We start from the raw sequence: 19427 nt of genomic DNA, 5'->3' as shown, positions 1-19427 counted from the left end.
TGACGGCCGGACCGGGCCGGGGGCCGCGAGCACCCATGCCGGGCCGGCCGTCACGCGACTCACGCGATTTCGTGGTTGGCGCGCAACACGCCCGCCGGGTCGACGCGCTTGCGCAGCGCGACGAGGCGCTCCCACGCCGACGGCTCGAACGCCCGCGACGTGTCCGTTTGCTTCTGCTGGAAGTTCGTGTAGATCCGCCCCCGCGAGTAGTCCTTCGTCAGCGACGCCGCGACCGTTTCCGCGTCCGCCCGCACCGCTTCCTGCAGCGCCGGATCCGGCACGATCCCCACCACCGACATCAAGTACGCCGCGTCCAGGTAGGACAACGCCCCACCCTCGGCCGCCGGCCGCCCGAGCGCCCCGCCCAGCTGCCGCAGCTCGGTGGAGAAGATCTGTGTCGGCGCCTCCGGCCCGGCCGCCTCGATCAGCTTGGCCACCGCCGCCGGCGGCAGCGCGTCCAGCAGCTCCGCCGTGCCGTCGCCCGGCGTCGGCTCCTCCGGGTCCAGGTGGATCCGCGACACCACCGGCGCCGGCACCCGCCCGAAGGTGTCCAGCTCCGGCTTCAGCTCCCGCAGCGGCGCCAGGATCCGCGCCGCCGCCTCGTCGTCGGCCAGCACCGCCCCGTCGACCATGACCCAGTTCCGGCCCGCGAACGGCTCCGGCAGCCCCGGGATCGGCGGGAACCGCAGGTGCCGGTAGGCCGTCGTGACGGACTCCGGCGCGTCGGCGGTCCACTCCAGCCACCGCGACAGCACCTCCTCGGCCCGCGACAGGTCCCACGCCAGCCACCCCGCGTACGCGGAGTCGAACTCCTGAAGCCCGAACTCCAGCGCCGTGATCACGCCGAAGTTGCCGCCGCCCCCGCGGACCGCCCAGAACAGCTCGCTGTCGTTCCCGGCGTCGACCCGGACCTGCGTTCCGTCGGCCAGCACCAGCTCGGCGGCGGTCACGTGGTTGGCCGCCAGCCCGTACCGCCGCCCGTAACAGCTGAGGCCGCCGCCCGCGGCGTATCCCACGACGCTCACGTCCGGCGCCGACCCGTGCAGCCCCGCCAGCCCGTACTCCGCCGCCTGCTGCACCACCGGCAGCCACAACGTGCCCGCCGACACCCGCGCCGCCTTGCGCTCCGGCGAGACCACGAACGACCGCAGCCGCTCCATCCGCAGCATCACCGTGTCGCTCAGATCCCGGAACGGGTGCGCGTTGTGCCCCGTCCCTACCGGCGTCACCCGCAGCCCCGCGTCCGCCGCGGCCCGCAACACCGCGCTGACCTCCTCCTCGCTGGTGGGATAGACCACCGCCGCGGGCCGTAGATCGGCAGCGAGCGACCACGTGGTCCGCGCCCCGTCGTATCCCGTTTCCCCCGGCAGACAGACACTCCCCGCCGCATTCCGCAGCCCGGAAACCTCGCCCATGGCGACACCCCATTCGCACTCCCGGGCGTCACCTCATGGCGCCGCCCAACGCCGGTACGAACGGACCACCCCGCACGAAGTTCAAACGGTGTAACGATGATCGCCAGAGCCTGCGGGGAGGGAAGCATGAACCAGGGCACCCGTCCCGAAGAGCTGCCGGCCGAAGTCCTGGCCGACGTGGCGAGCGTGGTCGGGGCAGAGGTCACTCCTTTCGGTCGCCTACCCGGAGGCGGCAATGCGGGCGCCATGCGCGTCCAGGTGGCCGGAAGGGCATACGCAGTGCTCAAAGCGGAGCCTCGGGCACACCCCGGCCACCTGGACGAGACGTTGCGAGCCCAGCGAGTGGTCGAGCACATGCGCAAGCGCGGCTATCCCACCCCGGCCTGGCTCGGAGTGGGGGCCACCGCCACTCATGTCTGGCATCTGATGGACTTCGTCGACGCGGCCCCCGTGCCCGAGCTGACCCCATCCATCGTCGAGCAGCTGATGGAGATCATCGAACTCCAGGCCGGCCAAGCCTCCGAGCCCTACGACCACTGGTCGTACGCCTGGCGGGTCGCCACCGGTCAGGAATCGGCGGTCGCCGGCGTCTCGGGGTATTTCTCCGGGGTGTCGGCCCTGGTCGAGCGCCTGCGGCTCGCGTGTGCCGGCACCCCACCGCCTCGAGAGGCGCCGGACATGGTCCACGCCGATCTCAACCCCAGCAATGTCCTGGTCCGTGACGGAGCGGTGGTGGCGGTCGTGGACATCGGGAACGCAGGCAGCGGCACGCGGGCGACCGATCTCACCACCCTGCAGTGGCACACTTTCCAGGATCCGCTGGACGGTGTCCGACGGCGGTTGTGGACGAGAATCCTTGCCCTGGTCGGCTGGGAGGGGGCGGCGGTGCTTGCCGCGACACACATCCTCCTGCAGCTCGAGTGGCCCATCCGCCTCGGGCGGCACGATGTCGTTGCCGAGGTGGTCGAGCGCGGCCATCGCGCCCTCGACGAGCTGAACGCGCTTCGCTGACCCCGATTACTGTCGGCGGGTGACCAACGAGCGACGAGGCCGCGTCATCCTGCTCAACGGCGCTTCCAGCTCCGGCAAGAGCAGCATCGGCCGCGCACTTCTCCCGCTGCTGCCCGACCCCTGGTTCTTCGTTCCGGCCGACGCGATCGGCGCCATGCGCTCCACCGTCCACACCCGCGTCCTCGACGGCACCGAGATCGACGAGATGCTCCACCGCACCCGGCTCGGCTACCACCGCGCCGTGGCCGCCCTCGCCTCCGCCGGGAACGACGTCGTCATGGACTACCCGCTCAGCGAGCAATGGCGCCTCGACGACCTCCTCGAGACCCTGCGGGGTTATGACGTGACCCTCGTCGAGGTGCGCTGTTCCCCGGACGAGCTGGACCGCCGCGAACGTGCCCGCGGCGACCGCCCGGCCGGACTGGCCGGGTCGCAGGCCTTGGTCTACGCCCACGGCGACCACGACATCGCCGTCGACACGACGAGCAGCGATCCGCACGAGTGCGCCGTCACCATCGCGGACGCGCTCGGCGACCTCCCCGAGCCCAAGGCGTTCGACCGGCTTCGCCGGCGGCGCGCCCCGTCGCCGGTCAGCCGCTGACGTGCCCCGTCGCCGGTCAGCCGCTGACGAGCGTCGGCGGCGGTCTCCCGCTGACGTGGGCCGTGCCGGTCAGCCGCTGACGAGCGTCGGCGGCGGTCTCCCGCTGACGTGGGCCGTGCCGGTCAGCCGCTGACGTGGGCGGTGTTGGCGATCCAATGCTCGGCGAGGCCGATGTCGCCGTCGACGCTGATGCCGGTGGCCTCCCGGTCGGCGAGGGGGAGTCGCCGGGTCAAAGTCAGCAGCAGCGATCGTGCCGGGCCGGTCACCGTCACGTCGGCCGGCCCGGTTCCCGGCTGCCACGTCGCGCCCTCGGGCCGCCGCACGACGAGCCAGGCGTCCGCGGTGTCGGTGGCCCGCCACTGCAGGGCCTGCCCGGTGCCCCGGATCGCGTGGGCCGACTCGGACCGCAGCATCTCCCAGGTCGGGGCGGTGAGCATCGCCAGGTGGTTGCTGATGAGCGCGGCCGCGACATCGGCGTCGACCTCGGCCGGCTGTCCCGCCGCGGCCGCGGCGTCGAAGCCGTGCACGACCGCCTCGTTGAGCTGGCCGGACAGCCAGAACCGCGTCCCGGTCCGCCCGTCCGCCGCGGGGTTGAACACCGGCGCGTCGAGCGCGTCATCGGAGCACGCGCCCGCGACCCGCCGCGCCGACTCCGCCAGCCATGCCGGCCATTCGCCGTGGCCGGCGGGGAGCGCGGCCATTGTGGTGGGCAACTGGGTGGGGTCGGTGATGCGCCGCTCGATGATCTCCGCGACCCAGTGCTGGGTCTGGCCCACGTGCGCGACCAGATCGGTGACGGTCCACTCCGGCGCGGTCGGCACGGCGGCGTCCGGCCCGGCCGCGGCGGCCGACTCCGCCAGCCGCCGGGTGTGTTCGACGATCGCCTGCCGGGCACGTTCCGGGTTCAGCTCGGTCATGGGATTGATCCTTCCGTATTTCGTCGTGCCGGGTATGACCGGGCGTGCCGCCGCGACTCATCGCCGGTGCGGCGATGAGTTCGGCCCGCCGCGCCGGTCTTAAGACCATGACCGACACCGCACCGCAGACCGCCGCCGGGAAAGTTCTCTGGCACTTCACGATGTCCCTCGATGGCTTCGTCGCCGGACCCGATCACGACATGTCCTGGATGACGGGCTTCACTTTCCGGCCGGGCCTGGTCGGCGAATACGTCCGCACGACCGGCGCCATCCTCGGCGGCCGCACGGGCTGGGACGCCGCCGTGGACAAGGCCCGCCCCTACGGCGGCGCCTGGGAGGGACCGCTGTTCGTGCTGACCAGCCACCCCGAGGACGCCACCCCCGCCGCCGGGGTGACCTTCCTGAACTGCTCCGCGGCCGAGGCCGTACGCGTCGGATTGAAAGCGGCGAACGGCAAGAACCTGGAAGTCTTCTCGCCGGCCATCGGCAAGCAGCTGCTCGAGGAAGGCCTGATCGACGAGGTCGACCTGCACATCGCCCCGGTCCTGCTCGGCGACGGCATCCGGCTCTACGACCACCCCGGGGCCAGGCCGGTCCGCTTCGCCGAGACTTCCGTGCTGAACGTCCGATACCACCCGGCCGATCTCGGCGGTTAGCGTCAGCGATCGTGACCTCAGTCGATGAACCGGCGGCCCGGCGCCGGGCCACGGCCGCCGCTCTGATCGGCACCACCCTCGAGTGGTACGACTTCGGCCTCTACAACCAGGCCGCCGCCCTGGTCCTCGCGCCGGTCTTCTTCCCGGCCGTCTCGCCCGCGTCGGGCGCGATCGCCGCGTTCGCGACCCAGTTCGTCGGCTTCGCGGCCCGCCCGCTGGGCGCGATCGTCTTCGGTCACGTCGGCGACCGCTTCGGCCGGCGCGCCGCCCTGGTCGGCACCGTGACCGCCATGGGCATCGCCACCACCGCGATCGGCCTGCTGCCGGGCTACGCCACGATCGGTCTCGCCGCGCCCCTGCTGCTGGTGCTGTTCCGCCTCGTCCAGGGCATAGCGGTCGGCGGCGAGGCCCCGGGCGCCGTCATCATGGCGATGGAGTGGGCCGGCCCGAAGCGGCGCGGCCTGTTCGCGAGCCTGCCCACCCTCGGCATGCCGCTCGCGCTGATCCTGGCCACGCTCGCCCTGCGCCTGACCACCGGACCCGGCAGCCCCGCGTGGGCCTGGCGCATCCCGTTCCTGCTCAGCGTCGTTCTCCTCGCCGCGGCGCTGCTGATCCGGCTGACCGTCCCGGAGACCCCGGGCTTCGCCGGCGTGCGCCGCGAGGGCGCCCTGCGGCGGCGCCCGGTCCGGGAGGCGATCCGCACCCACCCCCGCGCCGTCGTGACGTCCGCGCTGGTCCGCACCGCCGAGCAGGCCCCGCAGACGCTGTTCACCACCTTCGTGCTCAGCTACGGCACCATCGCCCTGCACCTGCCGCGCGCCCGGCTGCTCGAGTTCACCCTGATCGCCGGCCTGGTCAGCCTGCTCACCATTCCCCTTTTCGCGCATCTGTCGGACCTCTGGGGCAGGCGGCGCGTCGTGGCGGCCGGGATCATCGCCCTGGCGCTCTACGCCTTCCCGTACTTCGCCCTGCTCAACCGGGGGACCGAGGGGAGCGTCCTGATCGCGATCGTGCTGTCGCTGGTCATTCACGACGTCATGTTCGGCCCGCAGCCCGCGATGATCGCCGAGCGTTTCCCGCCGGCCGTCCGGTTCAGCGGCGCCGGCCTCGGCTCCCAGGCGGCCTCGGCGTTCGCGGGCGGCCCGGCCCCGCTGATCGCCGCCTCGATCTTCGCCGCCACCGGCTCCTCGACCGGCATTTCCTGGTACCTCATCGGCACCGCCGTGGTCTCGATGATCGCGCTCGTATTCTTGCCCCCGCAGGCAAGGGAAATGGCTGTCGTGCGCTCCGGCACAATGGCGGGCACCGGCAATTAGCCCGCAATAACATGATCGAAATGAACACCACGGATTCTTCGGCCGCCGCATTCCGCGACGGCATGGAAATGATCGCCGCCGCGGTCCCCGGCTCGTACCACCTGCGCGGCGAGCACGGCACGCTGCTCGCCCTCACGCATGCCGCCGTCCCCGCCCTGAACCCGATCCTGAGCCCGGCGGCGACCCCCGACCCGGTCGAGATCGCGACCCTGGCCGGCGTCGCGGCGCAGCAGTCGGGCGGCGCGCCGTGGAGCATCCGCCTGCGCGGCGAGCCCACCGGCGAGGTCGTCGAGGTGGCCGATCGGCACGGCCTCACCAGCACGGTGAGCCAGCCGTTCATGACCCGGGCGCTGACCGGCGACGTGCCCGAGACCAAGCCGGTCGTCCGCCGCCTGGCCGCGAGCGAGTACGAGACGTTCGCCGCGGTCCTGGCCGGCGGTTTCGGCGCCCCGCCGCAGATCATCTCGGCGGTCTACGGCCCGCAGGTCCTGGCGCACCCCGCCGTCGCGGCCTACGTCGCCGAGGACGACTCCGGCATGGCGGTCGCGGCGGGCGTCTCGATCCGCACCGACGGCCACCTCGGCATCGGCAACGTGGCCACGCTCGAGCCGTTCCGGCGGCAGGGATACGCGTACGCGCTGACCGCGACCCTCCTCAACGACGGCCGCGCCTCCGGCGCCCACACCGCCTACCTGCACGCCACCGACGACGTGGTCCCGTTCTTCGAGCGCCTCGGCTTCGAGACCCGCGAGAACTGGACGATGATCTTTTGACGGGCGCGCCCTGGCCACCGGAGGTCGCCGCCGCCTTCGCCCTCCACCTGGTCGCCGGCGACGAGGGCGAGCCGGTCGAGCTGGGCATGGTCTTCGTCGACGGCGCCCTCTACGTCCGGGCCTTCCGGGGTCCGCGCTCGCAGTGGTTCCAGGCCGCGGTGGCGCTCGGGAGAGGCCACGTCCGGATCGGACCGCTCGAAAGGGACGTGTTCCTGAGCCACCACACCGGCGACTCCGCCGCCATCGACGCCGCCTACCACGCGAAATACGGCGGCGACAGCACGCTGATCGACAACCCCCGCGCCAGGTCCGCGACCCTCCGCATCGACCCGGCGTAGCCGGCCTATCGCGACTCCGCCGCCCTCGCGACCGCTTGCGCCGCGACGTCGGCGCGTTTGTCGATGCCGGTGCCGAAGTCGGGGTGGCTGCCCCGGATGTGCACCCCGTACTCGGTGACGTCCGCCCGGTAGAGCCGCAACTCGCCGGTCAGCTCCTCGGGCGCGAACGGGCGGGCCCCGCCCGGCGTCGACCGGAACGCCGCCGCGCACTCCTCGGCGAGCCGCGACGCCGGCACCTCGTGCGCCGTGGCGCCGAGATAGGTGGCGTCCGACTTGCCCGGCAGCGTCGTCGAGTCGAAGATGACCAGCCGGATCGCCGGCTGCCGCCCGATGTTGGCCGAGTGCCGGGCGTCCGGGGAGGAGACCCAGTAGAACGTCCGGTACGCGTCGTGCGTGTAGTAGACCGGCGTCAGGCGGGGCAGTCCGTCCTCCTCGACGGTCCCCAGCGTCATGTACCGGTTGTTGTCGACAACCCACAGCACCATGGCCGCCAGCGCGGCCTCCCGCTCAGAACTGTCCATGATGACGCGATGGTAGCCGTGATCAGCGTCGCTGTCCCGGGTGTTCCTCCGGCGCCCGATCAGGGGTAGAGAGGAACCATGCAGCCCGAGAAGATCTCCCAGGACGAGTACGAGGCCGAGCTCAACCGCCTCCACGAGCGCCGCGAGGAGCTGGAGGAGCAGGAGACGACCCTGGCGAGCCACGACCACGGCGGCGGCCTGCCCGCCGACCAGCAGAACCGCCTGGCCAAGGTGCGCGGCGAACTGGCCGACCTCCTCCAGGAGATCGGTGACCTGCAGGACCGCTACGCCGACGCCGGCGGCGCGCCGCCCCAGCCGGACGGCGCCCTCGGCGAGTAGCCCGGCCGCTCAGCGCGCCGCCCGCCGTGACCTGGGCTCAGCCGACGCGGCGGAACTGGGCGAAGATGACGTCGTGGCTGGGCTCGAAGCCGAGCCGCTCGTACAGCCGCAGGGCGCGGTCGTTGTCGGCCGCCGCGTGCAGGAACGGCAGCTCGCCGCGGCCGAGGATGCCGGCCGCCACGGCCAGCGTGAGCCGAGCGCCGAGACCGCGGCCCTGGAAGTCGGGATCGGTCGCCACGGCGCTGATCTCCGTCCAGCCCGGGATCCGGAACCGCTCGCCCGCCATCGCCACCAGGCGGCCGCCGGAGCGGATGCCGAGGTAGCGGCCGAGCGCGATCGTGCGCTTGCGGAACGGCCCCGGCTTGGCCCGCTCGACCAGCTCGAGGATCTCGGGCACGTCGGTCTCGGTGAGCACGACGGCCTCGGGATCCTCCACCCCGGTCATGCTCTGGCCGATCATCTGCACCCCGGGCAGCCACATGGCGACCTCCCACCCGGGCCCGGGCGTCAGCGACGGCCCGGTCAGCAGCACGTTGTCGGTCAGCGAGGCCAGGTCGCGCCAGCCGGCCGGGTCGCCCGGCTCGGCGAGCGCCCCGAAGGGGGAGATGTCGGACTGGTAGCAGGCGGCGTTGCCGGCCGCCTCGGCGAAGCAGGCCTGCGGCCCGGAGAGGGCGGCCCACACTGGGTTCTCCAACACAACCAGAACCCTGCCCCCGCCGGACCGCCGCCGCTAGTGAATATCCGTCAGAAACCCTCAGACGAGTTCCGGCACGCTGTGCGTGAGCGCGAGGATCTCGGCCGGCCAGACCGGCTTCGAGAACAGGTATCCCTGTCCATATGGGCAGCCCATGCGGGCCAGGGCGGCCCGCTGGCCGGCGTCCTCGATGCCCTCGGCGACGACCGCGAGATCGAGATTGCGCGCCAAGGTGACGATCGCGTCAACCATAGTGTGCTGCTGCTCGCTGCTCAGGATGTCGTCGATGAACGACTTGTCGAGCTTGAGGACGTCGACCGGCATCTGCCGCAGATAGCTCAGCGAAGAGTAGCCAGTTCCAAAATCGTCGATGGCGATCCGTACGCCCATGGCCCGCAGCACCCGCAGGTCGGCCCACACCTGGTCGGCGTCGCGCAGCACCAGGCTCTCGGTGATCTCCAGGAGGAGCCACTCGGGCCGGGCTCCGGCGGAGACCAGAGCCTCCCGTACCTGGTCGACGAAGCCGGGCGTGCGGAACTGCCGCGCCGAAACGTTGACGCTGACATACCGCAACGAGATATCGGGGTCGTCGGCCTTCCACTGCGCGAACTGCGCCAGCGCCTGACGCAGCACCGACATGCCGATCGCGACGATCGCGCCGCTCTCCTCGGCCACCTCGATGAAGTGGAACGGGCCGAGCAGCCCGCGGGTGGGGTGCTCCCAGCGCACCAGCGACTCGACCCCGGTGATCAGGCCGGTGTGCAGGTCGACGATGGGCTGGTACATCGGGCGGAACTGCTCGCCCTCGATGGCGTCGTGCAGGGCGGCCCGGATCTCCAGGCGCTGCACCATCGCGGTGTGCAGCTCCGGCTGGTACCGCTGCCAGGTGCCCTTGTCCCCGCCCTTGGCCTGGTACAGGGCCAGGTCGGCGTGGCGCAGCAGCTCGGTGGCGCTGGTCGCGTCGGTGCTCGCGGCGACGCCCACGCTGGCCGCGCCGCTGACGATGTGCGAGCCGCCGATGCCGTCGGAGACCTCGACCGCCACGGCCAGGGCCTCGACGATCGCGGCCGCGACCTGTTCGGCGGTGCCGGCCGGGTGGCCGTCCTCGATCAGGATGGCGAACTCGTCGCCGCCCATCCGGGCCGCGGTGCTGCCGGCCCCGATGATCTCGGCGATCCGCTGGCCGACGGTGACCAGCAGCTCGTCGCCGACGGCGTGCCCGAGGGTGTCGTTGACCTCCTTGAAGTCGTCGAGGTCGACGAAGAGCACGCTCAGCGTGCGGCACTGCCGCTCACACTCGGCGAACGCCTGCTCGAGCCGGTTGCGGAACAGCACCCGGTTGGCGAGCCCGGTGAGCCCGTCGTGGAAGGCCAGGTGGGACAGGTCGTCCTCGAGTCGGCGGCGCTCGGTGACGTCGCCGATGGTGAGCACCAGCCCGCGCACGGTCGGGTCCTCGCGCAGGTCGCGGCCGTCGACCTCGGCCTGCAGGAGCCGGCCGTCGGCGCAGAGCACGGTCAGGTCGGGCGCGTTCTGGGTGCCGCGCCCGGAGCGGACGGCGTCGAGGATCTCCCGCATGGCCCGGTGGTGGCTGACCGCGACCAGCGCGGACAGCGGGGTGCCGGCCAGGTCCTCGTGCCCGAGGACGGTGGCCGCCGACGGCGAGGCGTACCGGATCTCGTCGTCGTCGGTGACGATGAGGATCACGTCGGAGGCGTTCTGGATCAGCGTCCGGAACCACGCCTCGCTGTCGCGCCGGTTGACCTCGCTGGTCAGCGTGATCCGCTGGAGCACGACCTCGACCTGCGCGAACAGCGCCTCGAGGGTGTCGGACAGATCGGCGAGGATCACGGAGTCGGCGGCGACCACGCCCAGCGACTGCCGCGGCGTCTCGCCGGGCAGCGGGAGCTGGCCGGCGAAGAACGAGTCGTACCCGTGGGTGGGCACGCCCGGCGGCAGCTCCGCGGCGGTCATCAGGCGCGCCCCGATCCGGGTGGGTGCCGCGGCCGGGAAGTCGGTGATCAGCAGCTCGTACGGCTTGTCCTTGGGCATCAGCCTGCGGATGGCCTGGCGGGCCGCCTCGAGCACGTCCTCGACGCCGGCGGCGGCGAACAGCGCGGCGCCGGCCTGGCGCAGCGCGCGCTCGCGGGCCCGGGCCCGGCGCTGGGCCAGCGCGAGCCCGTTGACCCGGGCCAGCACCAGCAGGAACATCAGCGCCGCGGCGCCGGCGATGACCGGCGCGTCGACGACGCCGTCGCGGGCCTTCTCGACCTCGGCGCCGCCGATCCACTCGATGTACAGCACGGCCGGGGCGATCAGGGCGGCCGTGGCCATCCAGACGATGCGGTGGGTGCCCATGTCGTGGCCGCCGGCGGTGTGCACCGGCTCGGAGAGCTTGCGCATCGACGGCATCAGCGCCGCGTAGCCCATCACCGCGTAGAAGGCGATCCAGCCGAGGTCGACCGGCCCGCCGAGCGCCCAGTCGCTGTTGAGCTGCGACTGGCCGTAGAAGATGTCGGAGATCAGCAGGCCGACCATGGCGATGCCGATCGCGGTGAGCGCGCGCGGGCGGCGGCCCGGCGTGGAGATCATGCGCAGCGTCATGGCGAGCACGAGCACGTCGCCGAGCGGGTAGCCGACCGAGACCAGCTTCTCGAGCAGGGACAGCTCGTGGGCGCGGGTGAACGGCGCGATCCAGTAGATCCAGGCGAGCAGGCCGAGGCCGACCGTGGGCACCAGCGCGTCGAGCAGCGCGGCGCGGTTGCTGACCCCGCCCGAGCGGTACCGCACGAGCAGCAGGAAACCGCCGGTGAGCAGCGGATACACCAGCAGGTACAGGACGTCGGCGGGCCCGGGGAAGTTCGGGGTGACGCCGAACGCGAGGATCAGGTTGTAGAGGTTGTCGCCGGTGTTGAAGAACACCAGCGCCGCCGCGACCAGGTACCAGGGCAGCTTGCGGGCCGGCTGGTTGAGGCGTACGCCGACCAGGATCATCGCCGCGCTCGAGTAGCCGAGCGCCGCCCACGTGTACAGATGGCTGCCGGGAAAGGCGTAGTAGACGGCGCTGAGCACGGCGATCCAGGCGCCGAAGCACGCTCTCGCGGCTCGCGTCGTCATGCGCTCTCCGTTCCGTTCACGCCGTCGGCGGGGTTGCCTCCGTTGCCCCAATCGGGCGTCCCGCCCCGGGCTTGAGCGCTTTGCCGTGGGCAGCGCCGTAGTATTCGTCGGAACTTTTCGCCTCCGGGGGACGACTGTGACCTCGTGGCTTACTCAGGAAAGGCAGGTCGCGGAGTGCGATTCGGGTCGCGGGTGACGACGGTCGGCGCCGTCGCGGGGTTCGCGGTGCTGGGCCTGGCGGGTCCGGCCCTCGCGCACGTGGAGGTCAGCGCGGACAAGACGACCGCCGGGGCGGAGAACGTGACGCTCACCTTCACCGGCGAGGCCGAGAGCGACAGCGCCGGCATCAAGAGCGAACGGGTCGTGCTGCCCGAGGGGATCGAGCCGTCGAGCGTGACGCTGGTCAAGGCGCCGGCGGGCTGGAAGTTCGCGCCGTCCGCCGACGGCTTCACGGTCGGCGGCGAGGCGCTCAAGGTCGGTCAGGACGCGGTCTGGAAGATCAAGATCGCGAAATTGCCCGACGGTCAGACGCGCTTGAGCTTCAAGACATTGGAGACGTACGGGGACGGCGAGGTGGTCCGCTGGATCGAGATCCAGGAGGCCGGCCAGGACGAGCCCGACCATCCCGCCCCGCTGGTCACGCTGAAGCCCGGACCGTCGACGGCGCCGGCCACCACGTCGGCCACTCCGAGCGCCGCGCCCACCACCGAGTCGCCCGCGCCGGCCGTGACCTCGGTGACTCCGGTGGCCGCGACCCCCGCGGACGACGACGGTGGCAGCAGCACCTGGTGGATCTGGGTGGTCATCGTCGTCGTGGTGGCCGCCGTGGCCGGCTTCTTCCTGGTCAGGCGAAGGAACAACGCACCGTCCGAGTGAATCCGGCATTCACGCGTTCCCGATCGACGGTTCTCAATTCTTAATCTGCCGTCAACGTCCCGTGCGGGCGTGCTTGTCCGGCTCTGCCGACGATGCGAGACATGTCAGTTCGGCGTGTATCGGTCGCTGTCGCGACCCTCGCACTCGTCGGGGCCGGGCTCACCGCCGCGGCCCCGACCGCCCAGGCCGCCACCAGCGTGCCCCGCTTCGACCACATCGTCCTGGTGATGTTCGAGAACAAGGCGAGTTCTCAGATCACCGCCTCCAGCGCCCCCTACTTCAAGTCCCTGGCATCGCAGGGCGCGAGCTTCTCGCAGTCCTACGCGATCACCCACCCCAGCCAGCCCAACTACATCGCCCTGTTCTCCGGCGCCACCCAGGGCGTGACGAACGACGACTGCCCCAAGACGTTCAGCGGCAACAACCTCGGCAACCAGCTGATCACCGCGGGCCTGACGTTCAAGGGCTACTCCGAGTCGATGCCGTCCAACGGCTACACCGGCTGCTCCAGCGGCACGTACCGGCGCAAGCACAACAGCTGGGTCGACTTCAGCAACGTGCCGGCGGCCAGCAACCTCACCTACGCGAGCTTCCCGTCGAGCAGCAACTACGCGTCGCTGCCCACGGTCGCGTTCGTGACCCCCAACATGTGCAACGACATGCACGACTGCAGCATCGGCACCGGCAACACCTGGCTGCAGAACAACCTCGACGCGTACGCCCAATGGGCCAAGACGCACAACAGCCTGCTCATCGTCAACTTCGACGAGGACAACTCGCTGTCGCTGAACCACATCTACACCACGTTCGTGGGCGCCCGCGTCAAGCCCGGCACCTACTCCGAGAAGATCACCCACTACACGGTGCTGCGGACCATCGAATCCGCGTACGGCCTGTCCGCGCTGGGCGGCGCCGCGAGCGTCTCGCCGATCACCGACGTGTGGAGCTGATTACCGATGTACCTGGCCTCGGTGGAGCGGCCCGCGGTCGCTGAGCGGACAAAAGCCGCGAAAGTGGCCGCGAACGTCCTGGCCTTGGGCACGGTCAGCCTGGTCACCGACGTGTCCAGCGAGATGGTCACGGCGATCCTCCCGCTGTACCTGGTGGTCGGCCTCGGCCTGGGCCCGGCCGTCTACGGCCTGGTCGACGGCCTCTACACCGGGGCGACCGCGCTGCTGCGCCTGGCCGGCGGATACATCGCCGACCGGGTGCGGAAGCGCAAGCTCGTCGCCGGCCTCGGCTACGGTATCTCCGCCGTGGCCAAGGCCGGCTTCCTGCTGGCCGGCGGCTCCCTGCCCGGCATCGGCGCCGCGATCGTCGCCGACCGCGCCGGCAAGGGCCTGCGCACCGCCCCGCGCGACGCCCTGATCACCCTCTCCACGCCCGCCGAGGGCCTGGGCCGGGCGTTCGGCGTGCACCGCGCCATGGACAGCGCCGGCGCCTTCGCCGGCCCGCTCGTCGCGATCGGGGTCCTGGCCGCCTCCGCCCAAGCTTTCGACGCCGTGTTTGTGGTCAGCGGCTGCATAGCCACGATCGGCGTCCTGATCCTCGTCCTGTTCGTGCGCGAACGCCCCTTCCCGCCTCCCGCCGCCCGCCTGGCGCCGCCGTCCAGCGACGAAGCGGGTTCGCCGCCGGCCGGGTCGCCGACAGCGGGTTCGCCGCCGGCCGCGAAAGTTTCGCTGTCCGGCGACGAAGCGGTTTCGCCGCGGGCGGTCAGCCTGCGCGAGGCGGCCATGCTGTTGCGCCGGAGCCGGGTGCGGGCGCTGCTTTTCGGCGCGATGCTGCTGGGCCTGAGCACGATCGGCGACGGTTTCGTCTACCTGTTGCTCCAGCGCCGGGAAAGTTTCGCGGCCGGATGGTTCCCGCTGCTCGCGGTCGGCACCAGCCTCGTCTACCTGATCCTGGCCGTGCCGCTCGGCGCGCTCGCCGATCGCGCCGGCCGCACCCGAGTCTTCCTCGGCGGCTACGCCGCGTTGCTGGCCGTCTATCTCATCCTGGCGACGTCGTGGTCCGGCTTGGGCGCGCTGGTCACGGTCCTTTTCCTGTACGGGTTGTTCTACGCGGCCACCGACGGGGTCCTGATGGCCGTCGCCGGTCCGCTGCTGCCGGAGCACTTGCGCACCACCGGCCTCGCTCTGATCCAGACCGGTCAGGCCGTCGCCTACCTCGTGTCGTCGGTGCTGTTCGGCCTGGCCTGGCAGTGGTGGGGCGCCGCCGGCGCGATCCGGGCCGTCGTGGCCGCCGCGACCTTGACCCTGGCCGGCTCGGCCACCCTGCTCCTGCGCTCCCGGGCGGCGTCGTGACTCTTCGGGGGCGGGCGTTGCTGGCGGCCGGGCTTTCGTTCGTGCTGGTCGTGGCGGCCGTGGTGTATGTGGTTGTCGCCGGTCGCCGTGTCGGTGCCCCGGCCGCGACGTCTGGTGCGGTAGAGGTCAGCCCGGGGGAGAAGTTGCTGTTCCGGAGTACCGCTGACGACTCGTATGGGCGGGTCGCGACCGTATTCCGTGCGGCCGCGGCCGGTCCGCGTACGATATCGGGCCTTGCTTGTGATCGGGTCTACGCGGCCGGCGGCAAAGCGATCTGCCTGCGCCCCGACGGCCCTCTCGCGACCTATCAGCTCGCCGTGCTCGATTCGCACCTGGGCGTCAAGGACACTTATCCGCTGGTTGGCGTGCCGAATCGGGCGCGAGTTTCGCCGAGCGGCAACGTTCTTGCGTGGACGGTTTTCGTGACCGGCGACAGCTACAACGGCGGGAAGTTCTCCACCCGCGTCGGCATGCTCAACACCTCGACCGGCGAGACCGTCGACACCCTGGAAACTTTCGCGGTGACCCTTTCCGGTCACCCTTATCGTGCGGTCGACCTCAACTTCTGGGGCGTCACCTTCGTCGACGACGACCACTTCTACGCCACCATGTCGACCGCCGGCCGGCGCTACCTGGTCTTCGGCGACGTGGCCGCCCAGACGGTCCGCACCCTGGCCGAGAACGTCGAATGCCCCTCGCTTTCGCCCGACGGCACGAAAGTTGCCTTCAAGGAGGCCCGCGGCGGCGACCCCACGAAGGGCTGGCGCCTCTCCGTCCTCGACCTGGCCACCCTGACCCGCACGAAACTTGCCGAAACCCGCAGCGTCGACGACCAGGCAGCCTGGTACGACAACCACACCGTCATGTACGCCCTGCGCCGCGATGCCAGGGCCGCCGACGTCTGGTCCGTCCCCGCCGACGGCGCCGGGAAGCCTGCCCTGCTCATCCCCGACGCCGAATCGCCGGCGGCGCTATGGAACTGACGGCCCCGGGGAGCTGACGGCGCGTGTATCTGACGGCCCAGGGGAGCTGACGGCGCCTGTAACTGACGGCCCACGGGGGAGCTGACGGCGCGTGTAAGTGACGGCCCACGGGGGAGCTGACGGCGCGTGTAAGTGACGGCCCTGGGGGACCGATCAGCGGGCGCGTCTGAGCACGGTCAGCGCCGTCACGTCGAGGGGCTCGACCGACGTGAAGCGGAACTCGGCGGGCACGCCCCCGGCGAACAGGCGCTCGCCCTCGCCGACGACCACCGGGAAGGTGATCAGCCGGTACTCGTCGATCAGGTCGGCGGCGGCGAGGGCGTGCACCAGGCTCAGACTGCCGATCACCATGATGTCGCGGCGCTCGCGCTCCTGCTTCACCCAGGCGACCGGGTCGCCGTCGACGGCGGCCGAGTTCTCCCACTTGCCGGCGTCGATGCCGGTGCGGGTGGCGACCCGCTTGGTCGCGGCGTTCATGCGCCGGGAGAAATTGTCGTCGCGGGTGGGCCAGAACGTCGCGAAACTTTCCCAGGTCCGCCGTCCGTAGAGCAGCACGCCGTCCTCCATCTTCGCGCCGAGGCGGAACTTGTCGTCGGCGACCGGCCCGGGGCCGTAGCGGAACGCCCAGCCGCCGTACCCGGTGCCGCCGCGCCCGTCGGGGTCGGAGACCACACCGTCGAGCGTGGCGAACTGGATAACGATGACGTCTCCCATGGCGGGATCCCTCCTGCTGTGGCGGCTCGTCCGGCCGCCCTCACCCACCACATACCGGCGTCGGGTGCCAGACTCATCGCCGTGGCGGAGACGAATGTGCACGAAACTTTCCGTGGCGACCTGCTGGCGCACTGTTACCGGATGGTCGGGTCGGTCGAGGAGGCCGAGGACCTGGTGCAGGAGACGATGGTGCGGGCCTGGCGGGCGGCCGACCGCTACGACCCGTCGCTCGCCTCGCTGCGGACGTGGCTGCACCGGATCGCCACCAACGTCTGCCTCACCGCCCTCGACGGCAAGGCCCGCCGCCCGTTGCCGAGCGGGCTGGTGCCGGCCGGCGACGACCCCTACGCGCCGCTGACGCCGAGCCTGGACGTCCCCTGGCTGCAGCCGTTCCCCGACGTGCGGCTCGGCGACCCCGCCGTCGCGGCCCAGCAGCGGGCCGGGCTGCGGCTGGCCCTCGTCGCGGCGCTGCAGCTGCTGCCCGCCCGGCAGCGCGCGGCCCTGGTGCTGCGCGACGTCCTGCAGTTCTCGGCCGCCGAGGTGGCGCGGGCCTTGGACACGAGCGTCGCGTCGGTGAACAGCAGCCTGCAACGGGCCCGGGCCACCCTTCAGGAGGCCGCGCCGGAGCTCGAGGAGCTCAGCGAGCCCGCCGACCCGGACGAGCGGGCCGTGGTGGACCGGTACCTCGCGGCGTTCGAAGCGGCCGACGTGGCGGGCCTGACCAAGCTGCTCGCCGACGACGTCGTGCTGGAGATGCCGCCGGTGGCGCTGTGGCTGGAGGGACGGGCCCACTACAGCACGTTCATGGAGCGGGTGTTCGCCATGCGCGGGCCCGGTTGGCGCATGCTGCCGGTCGCCGCCAACGGCAGCACCGGCCTGGCCACGTACGCCCCGGCGGACGGCGGCCTCCGGGCGCACTCGGTGCAGGTGCTCGCGATCTCGGGCGGGCTCGTCCGGCGCTGCGTGACGTTCGCCGACCCGGCGGTGTTCGGCCTGTTCGGGCTGCCCGCCACGCTCAACGACGGCGGGGAGTGATCAGGCCCGACTCGTACGCCCAGACCACGAGCTGGGCGCGGTCGCGGCAGTGCAGCTTGGTCATCGCCCGGTTGATGTGCGTCTTCGCGGTCAGCGGGCTGATCACCATGCTCGCGGCGATCTCGTCGTTGCTCAGGCCCTGCGCGACCAGCTCGACGATCTCCTGCTCGCGGGCGGTCAGCCGGTCCCGGCCCGCCGCCGGGTCGGCCGGGGCGGGGGCGGTGACGAACTCGCTGATCAGGGTCCGGGTGACCGCCGGGGCCAGCAGCGCCTCGCCGCGGGCGACGACGGCCACGGCCCGCAGCAGGTCGGCCGGGTCGGCGTCCTTGAGCAGGAAGCCGCTCGCGCCGGCCCGGAGCGCGCCGAACACGTACTCGTCGAGGCCGTAGTTGGTCAGGATCAGCACGCGGACGCCGCCCAGGCCCGGCTCGGCCGCGATGCGCCGGGTGGCCTCGATCCCGTCCAGGCCCGGCATCTGGACGTCCATCAGCACCACGTCGGGCTTCAGCCGGCGCGCCAGCTGGACCGCGGCGGCGCCGTCGGCGGCCTCGCCGACCACCTCGAGGTCGTCCTCGGCGTCGAGCAGCGCCCGGAAACCGGCCCGCATCAGCGCCTGGTCGTCGACCAGCAGCACCCGGATCACGCCGGGCCGTCCAGCGGGAAGGTGGCCCGTACGGCGAACCCGCCGCCGTCGCGGTGATCGGCGTGCAGGGTGCCGCCCAGCCCGGTGACGCGTTCCCGCATGCCGCGCAGGCCGACCCCGGGCGTCACCGGCCCGGCCGCCGTCCCGTCGTCGGTCACCTCGATCGTCAGCCACGCGGGCTGGTAGTCGAGGCGGACCTCGGCGCTGGCCGGCCCGGCGTGCCGGGCCACATTGGTCAGCGCCTCCTGGACGACGCGATATCCCGCCTGGTCCACTTCGGACGGCAGGCCGTCGGCCGCCCCGGTGACGGTGAGCTCCACCGGGACGCCGGCGGCGCGGGTCCGGTCGGTGAGCTCGCCCAGGTTGCCCAGGCCCGGCAGGTCGCCGTCCGAGGGCGAGCGCAGCACCTCCAGCGTCGCCCGCAGCTCGCGCATCGCGGCGCCGCTCGCCTCCTGGATCGCCAGCAGCGCGGCGGACGGCTCCTCGCCCTGCTTGCGGGCCAGGTGCACGGCGATCCCGGCCTGCACCTTGACCACCGAGATGCTGTGGGTCAGCGAGTCGTGCAGGTCCCGGGCGATGCGCAGGCGTTCCTCCCCGGCGCGGCGCAGGGCCATCTCGTCGCGGGTCCGCTCGGCCTCGAAGGCCCGCTGCTCGGCCTGTTCCAGGTACGCCCGGCGCTGCCGCGCGACCAGCCCCGCGACGTTCGCCGCCACGAACCAGCCCAGCAGCAGCGAGGTGCGCTCGACGATCTCCTGACCGGGCCGGCCGGCCGGGGCGACGGCGACGTCCCGGGCCAGGAAACCGGTCAGGAAGACCACGCTCGCCAGCGCCGCGGTCGCCCGGTGACCGCGCCAGGCGGCGACGTAGACGACGCCGAGCACCGGGAACGCGGCGGACACGCCCGCGTGCACCCGGACGTGCAGGGCCAGCATGGCCGCGGTCACCACGATCAGGGCCGGCACCGGGAACCGCCGGCACAGCGCGACGGCCGCCGCCGCGGCCAGGATCAGGGCGACGTCGAGCACCCGTATCGGGCCGGCGTCGGGCGCGATGGCCGCGTCGGCGAGCAGGAGCACGCCGATGCCGGCGCCGCCCAGGACGTAGGGGAGATCCGGTCGCATGGTCGCACTGTAGGACGGCCGCCCGGCCCGGTCATCCTGCATTCGCAGTACGTGGGA

The 19427-nt window shown here is 72.1% G+C and carries 20 protein-coding genes; 12 read left to right on the top strand and 8 right to left on the bottom strand.

All coding sequences use genetic code 11. The features are described from left to right. Window positions 1-59 precede the first annotated feature (59 nt). Window positions 60-1415, bottom strand: a complete 1356-nt coding sequence (locus ACQPZX_RS25075) for an FAD-binding oxidoreductase (RefSeq protein ID WP_433359502.1) — start codon at window positions 1413-1415, stop codon at window positions 60-62. A 126-nt stretch (window positions 1416-1541) separates the two neighbouring features. On the opposite strand from ACQPZX_RS25075, the gene ACQPZX_RS25070 reads away from it, so the two are divergent. Continuing rightward, the gene (locus ACQPZX_RS25070) at window positions 1542-2426 is read left to right on the top strand and encodes a phosphotransferase family protein (RefSeq protein WP_433359499.1); all 885 of its coding nucleotides are present in this window, start codon (window positions 1542-1544) and stop codon (window positions 2424-2426) included. Window positions 2427-2445: 19 nt separating this feature from the next. Further along, a complete protein-coding gene (locus tag ACQPZX_RS25065; RefSeq protein ID WP_433359496.1) occupies window positions 2446-3027 on the top strand; it encodes a chloramphenicol phosphotransferase CPT family protein in 582 nt (193 codons plus the stop codon). 122 nt (window positions 3028-3149) lie between these two features. Here the strand turns inward: ACQPZX_RS25065 and ACQPZX_RS25060 are convergent, their stop codons facing one another. After that, window positions 3150-3944, bottom strand: a complete 795-nt coding sequence (locus ACQPZX_RS25060) for a maleylpyruvate isomerase family mycothiol-dependent enzyme (RefSeq protein ID WP_433359493.1) — start codon at window positions 3942-3944, stop codon at window positions 3150-3152. Between the two features lie 107 nt (window positions 3945-4051). Here ACQPZX_RS25060 and ACQPZX_RS25055 point away from each other — a divergent pair, with 107 nt between their 5' ends. Genes ACQPZX_RS25055 through ACQPZX_RS25040 form a run of 4 tightly spaced genes read left to right on the top strand, consistent with a single transcriptional unit; the run spans window position 4052 to window position 7027 of the window. Further along, window positions 4052-4600 carry a dihydrofolate reductase family protein gene (locus ACQPZX_RS25055; protein WP_433359490.1) on the top strand — a complete coding sequence of 183 codons (549 nt, stop codon included), beginning with the start codon at window positions 4052-4054 and terminating at the stop codon, window positions 4598-4600. 11 nt (window positions 4601-4611) lie between these two features. Then, window positions 4612-5916, top strand: a complete 1305-nt coding sequence (locus ACQPZX_RS25050) for an MFS transporter (RefSeq protein ID WP_433359487.1) — start codon at window positions 4612-4614, stop codon at window positions 5914-5916. A gap of 20 nt (window positions 5917-5936) precedes the next feature. Continuing rightward, window positions 5937-6689: a GNAT family N-acetyltransferase gene (locus ACQPZX_RS25045; RefSeq protein ID WP_433359484.1), complete on the top strand. Its 753-nt coding sequence runs from the start codon at window positions 5937-5939 to the stop codon at window positions 6687-6689. Continuing rightward, window positions 6686-7027, top strand: coding sequence for a DUF2255 family protein (locus tag ACQPZX_RS25040; RefSeq protein ID WP_433359481.1), 342 nt, complete (start codon window positions 6686-6688; stop codon window positions 7025-7027). The genes ACQPZX_RS25045 and ACQPZX_RS25040 overlap by 4 nt, the downstream gene beginning before the upstream one ends. A gap of 5 nt (window positions 7028-7032) precedes the next feature. On the opposite strand, the gene ACQPZX_RS25035 is transcribed toward ACQPZX_RS25040, so the two are convergent. After that, the gene (locus tag ACQPZX_RS25035; RefSeq protein ID WP_433359478.1) at window positions 7033-7548 is read right to left on the bottom strand and encodes a pyridoxamine 5'-phosphate oxidase family protein; all 516 of its coding nucleotides are present in this window, start codon (window positions 7546-7548) and stop codon (window positions 7033-7035) included. A gap of 78 nt (window positions 7549-7626) precedes the next feature. Here ACQPZX_RS25035 and ACQPZX_RS25030 point away from each other — a divergent pair, with 78 nt between their 5' ends. Further along, window positions 7627-7887, top strand: a complete 261-nt coding sequence (locus ACQPZX_RS25030; RefSeq protein ID WP_433359475.1) for a hypothetical protein — start codon at window positions 7627-7629, stop codon at window positions 7885-7887. A gap of 37 nt (window positions 7888-7924) precedes the next feature. On the opposite strand, the gene ACQPZX_RS25025 is transcribed toward ACQPZX_RS25030, so the two are convergent. Beyond that, the gene (locus ACQPZX_RS25025; protein WP_433359472.1) at window positions 7925-8584 is read right to left on the bottom strand and encodes a GNAT family N-acetyltransferase; all 660 of its coding nucleotides are present in this window, start codon (window positions 8582-8584) and stop codon (window positions 7925-7927) included. 57 nt (window positions 8585-8641) lie between these two features. Continuing rightward, complete coding sequence (locus ACQPZX_RS25020; RefSeq protein WP_433359469.1) at window positions 8642-11695, bottom strand: putative bifunctional diguanylate cyclase/phosphodiesterase; 3054 nt, start codon at window positions 11693-11695, stop codon at window positions 8642-8644. Window positions 11696-11869: 174 nt separating this feature from the next. Here ACQPZX_RS25020 and ACQPZX_RS25015 point away from each other — a divergent pair, with 174 nt between their 5' ends. The 4 genes from ACQPZX_RS25015 to ACQPZX_RS25000 all read left to right on the top strand — a co-directional run bounded on the left by ACQPZX_RS25015 (window position 11870) and on the right by ACQPZX_RS25000 (window position 15857). After that, a complete protein-coding gene (locus tag ACQPZX_RS25015) occupies window positions 11870-12571 on the top strand; it encodes a DUF1775 domain-containing protein (protein WP_433359466.1) in 702 nt (233 codons plus the stop codon). Between the two features lie 101 nt (window positions 12572-12672). Beyond that, on the top strand, window positions 12673-13521 hold the full coding sequence (locus ACQPZX_RS25010; RefSeq protein ID WP_433359463.1) for an alkaline phosphatase family protein: 849 nt from the start codon (window positions 12673-12675) through the stop codon (window positions 13519-13521). 6 nt (window positions 13522-13527) lie between these two features. Then, window positions 13528-14874: an MFS transporter gene (locus ACQPZX_RS25005; RefSeq protein WP_433359460.1), complete on the top strand. Its 1347-nt coding sequence runs from the start codon at window positions 13528-13530 to the stop codon at window positions 14872-14874. Next, window positions 14871-15857, top strand: a complete 987-nt coding sequence (locus tag ACQPZX_RS25000; RefSeq protein ID WP_433359457.1) for a hypothetical protein — start codon at window positions 14871-14873, stop codon at window positions 15855-15857. Before ACQPZX_RS25005 ends, ACQPZX_RS25000 begins: the two co-directional genes overlap by 4 nt. Window positions 15858-16010: 153 nt before the next feature. Here the strand turns inward: ACQPZX_RS25000 and ACQPZX_RS24995 are convergent, their stop codons facing one another. Beyond that, the gene (locus ACQPZX_RS24995) at window positions 16011-16571 is read right to left on the bottom strand and encodes a dihydrofolate reductase family protein (RefSeq protein WP_433359454.1); all 561 of its coding nucleotides are present in this window, start codon (window positions 16569-16571) and stop codon (window positions 16011-16013) included. A gap of 81 nt (window positions 16572-16652) precedes the next feature. On the opposite strand from ACQPZX_RS24995, the gene ACQPZX_RS24990 reads away from it, so the two are divergent. Beyond that, complete coding sequence (locus ACQPZX_RS24990; protein ID WP_433359451.1) at window positions 16653-17606, top strand: RNA polymerase subunit sigma-70; 954 nt, start codon at window positions 16653-16655, stop codon at window positions 17604-17606. On the opposite strand, the gene ACQPZX_RS24985 is transcribed toward ACQPZX_RS24990, so the two are convergent. Both ACQPZX_RS24985 and ACQPZX_RS24980 read right to left on the bottom strand, forming a co-directional pair. Then, complete coding sequence (locus ACQPZX_RS24985) at window positions 17587-18249, bottom strand: response regulator (RefSeq protein WP_433359448.1); 663 nt, start codon at window positions 18247-18249, stop codon at window positions 17587-17589. The genes ACQPZX_RS24990 and ACQPZX_RS24985 overlap by 20 nt on opposite strands. Then, a complete protein-coding gene (locus tag ACQPZX_RS24980; protein WP_433359445.1) occupies window positions 18246-19370 on the bottom strand; it encodes a sensor histidine kinase in 1125 nt (374 codons plus the stop codon). Before ACQPZX_RS24980 ends, ACQPZX_RS24985 begins: the two co-directional genes overlap by 4 nt. Window positions 19371-19427 lie beyond the last annotated feature (57 nt).

Origin of the sequence: Actinoplanes sp. CA-142083 (assembly GCF_050942195.1) — a bacterium.
In the GTDB taxonomy this organism is placed as follows: Bacteria; Actinomycetota; Actinomycetes; order Mycobacteriales; family Micromonosporaceae; genus Actinoplanes.
This window is presented reverse-complemented; position numbering and strand designations above follow the sequence as displayed.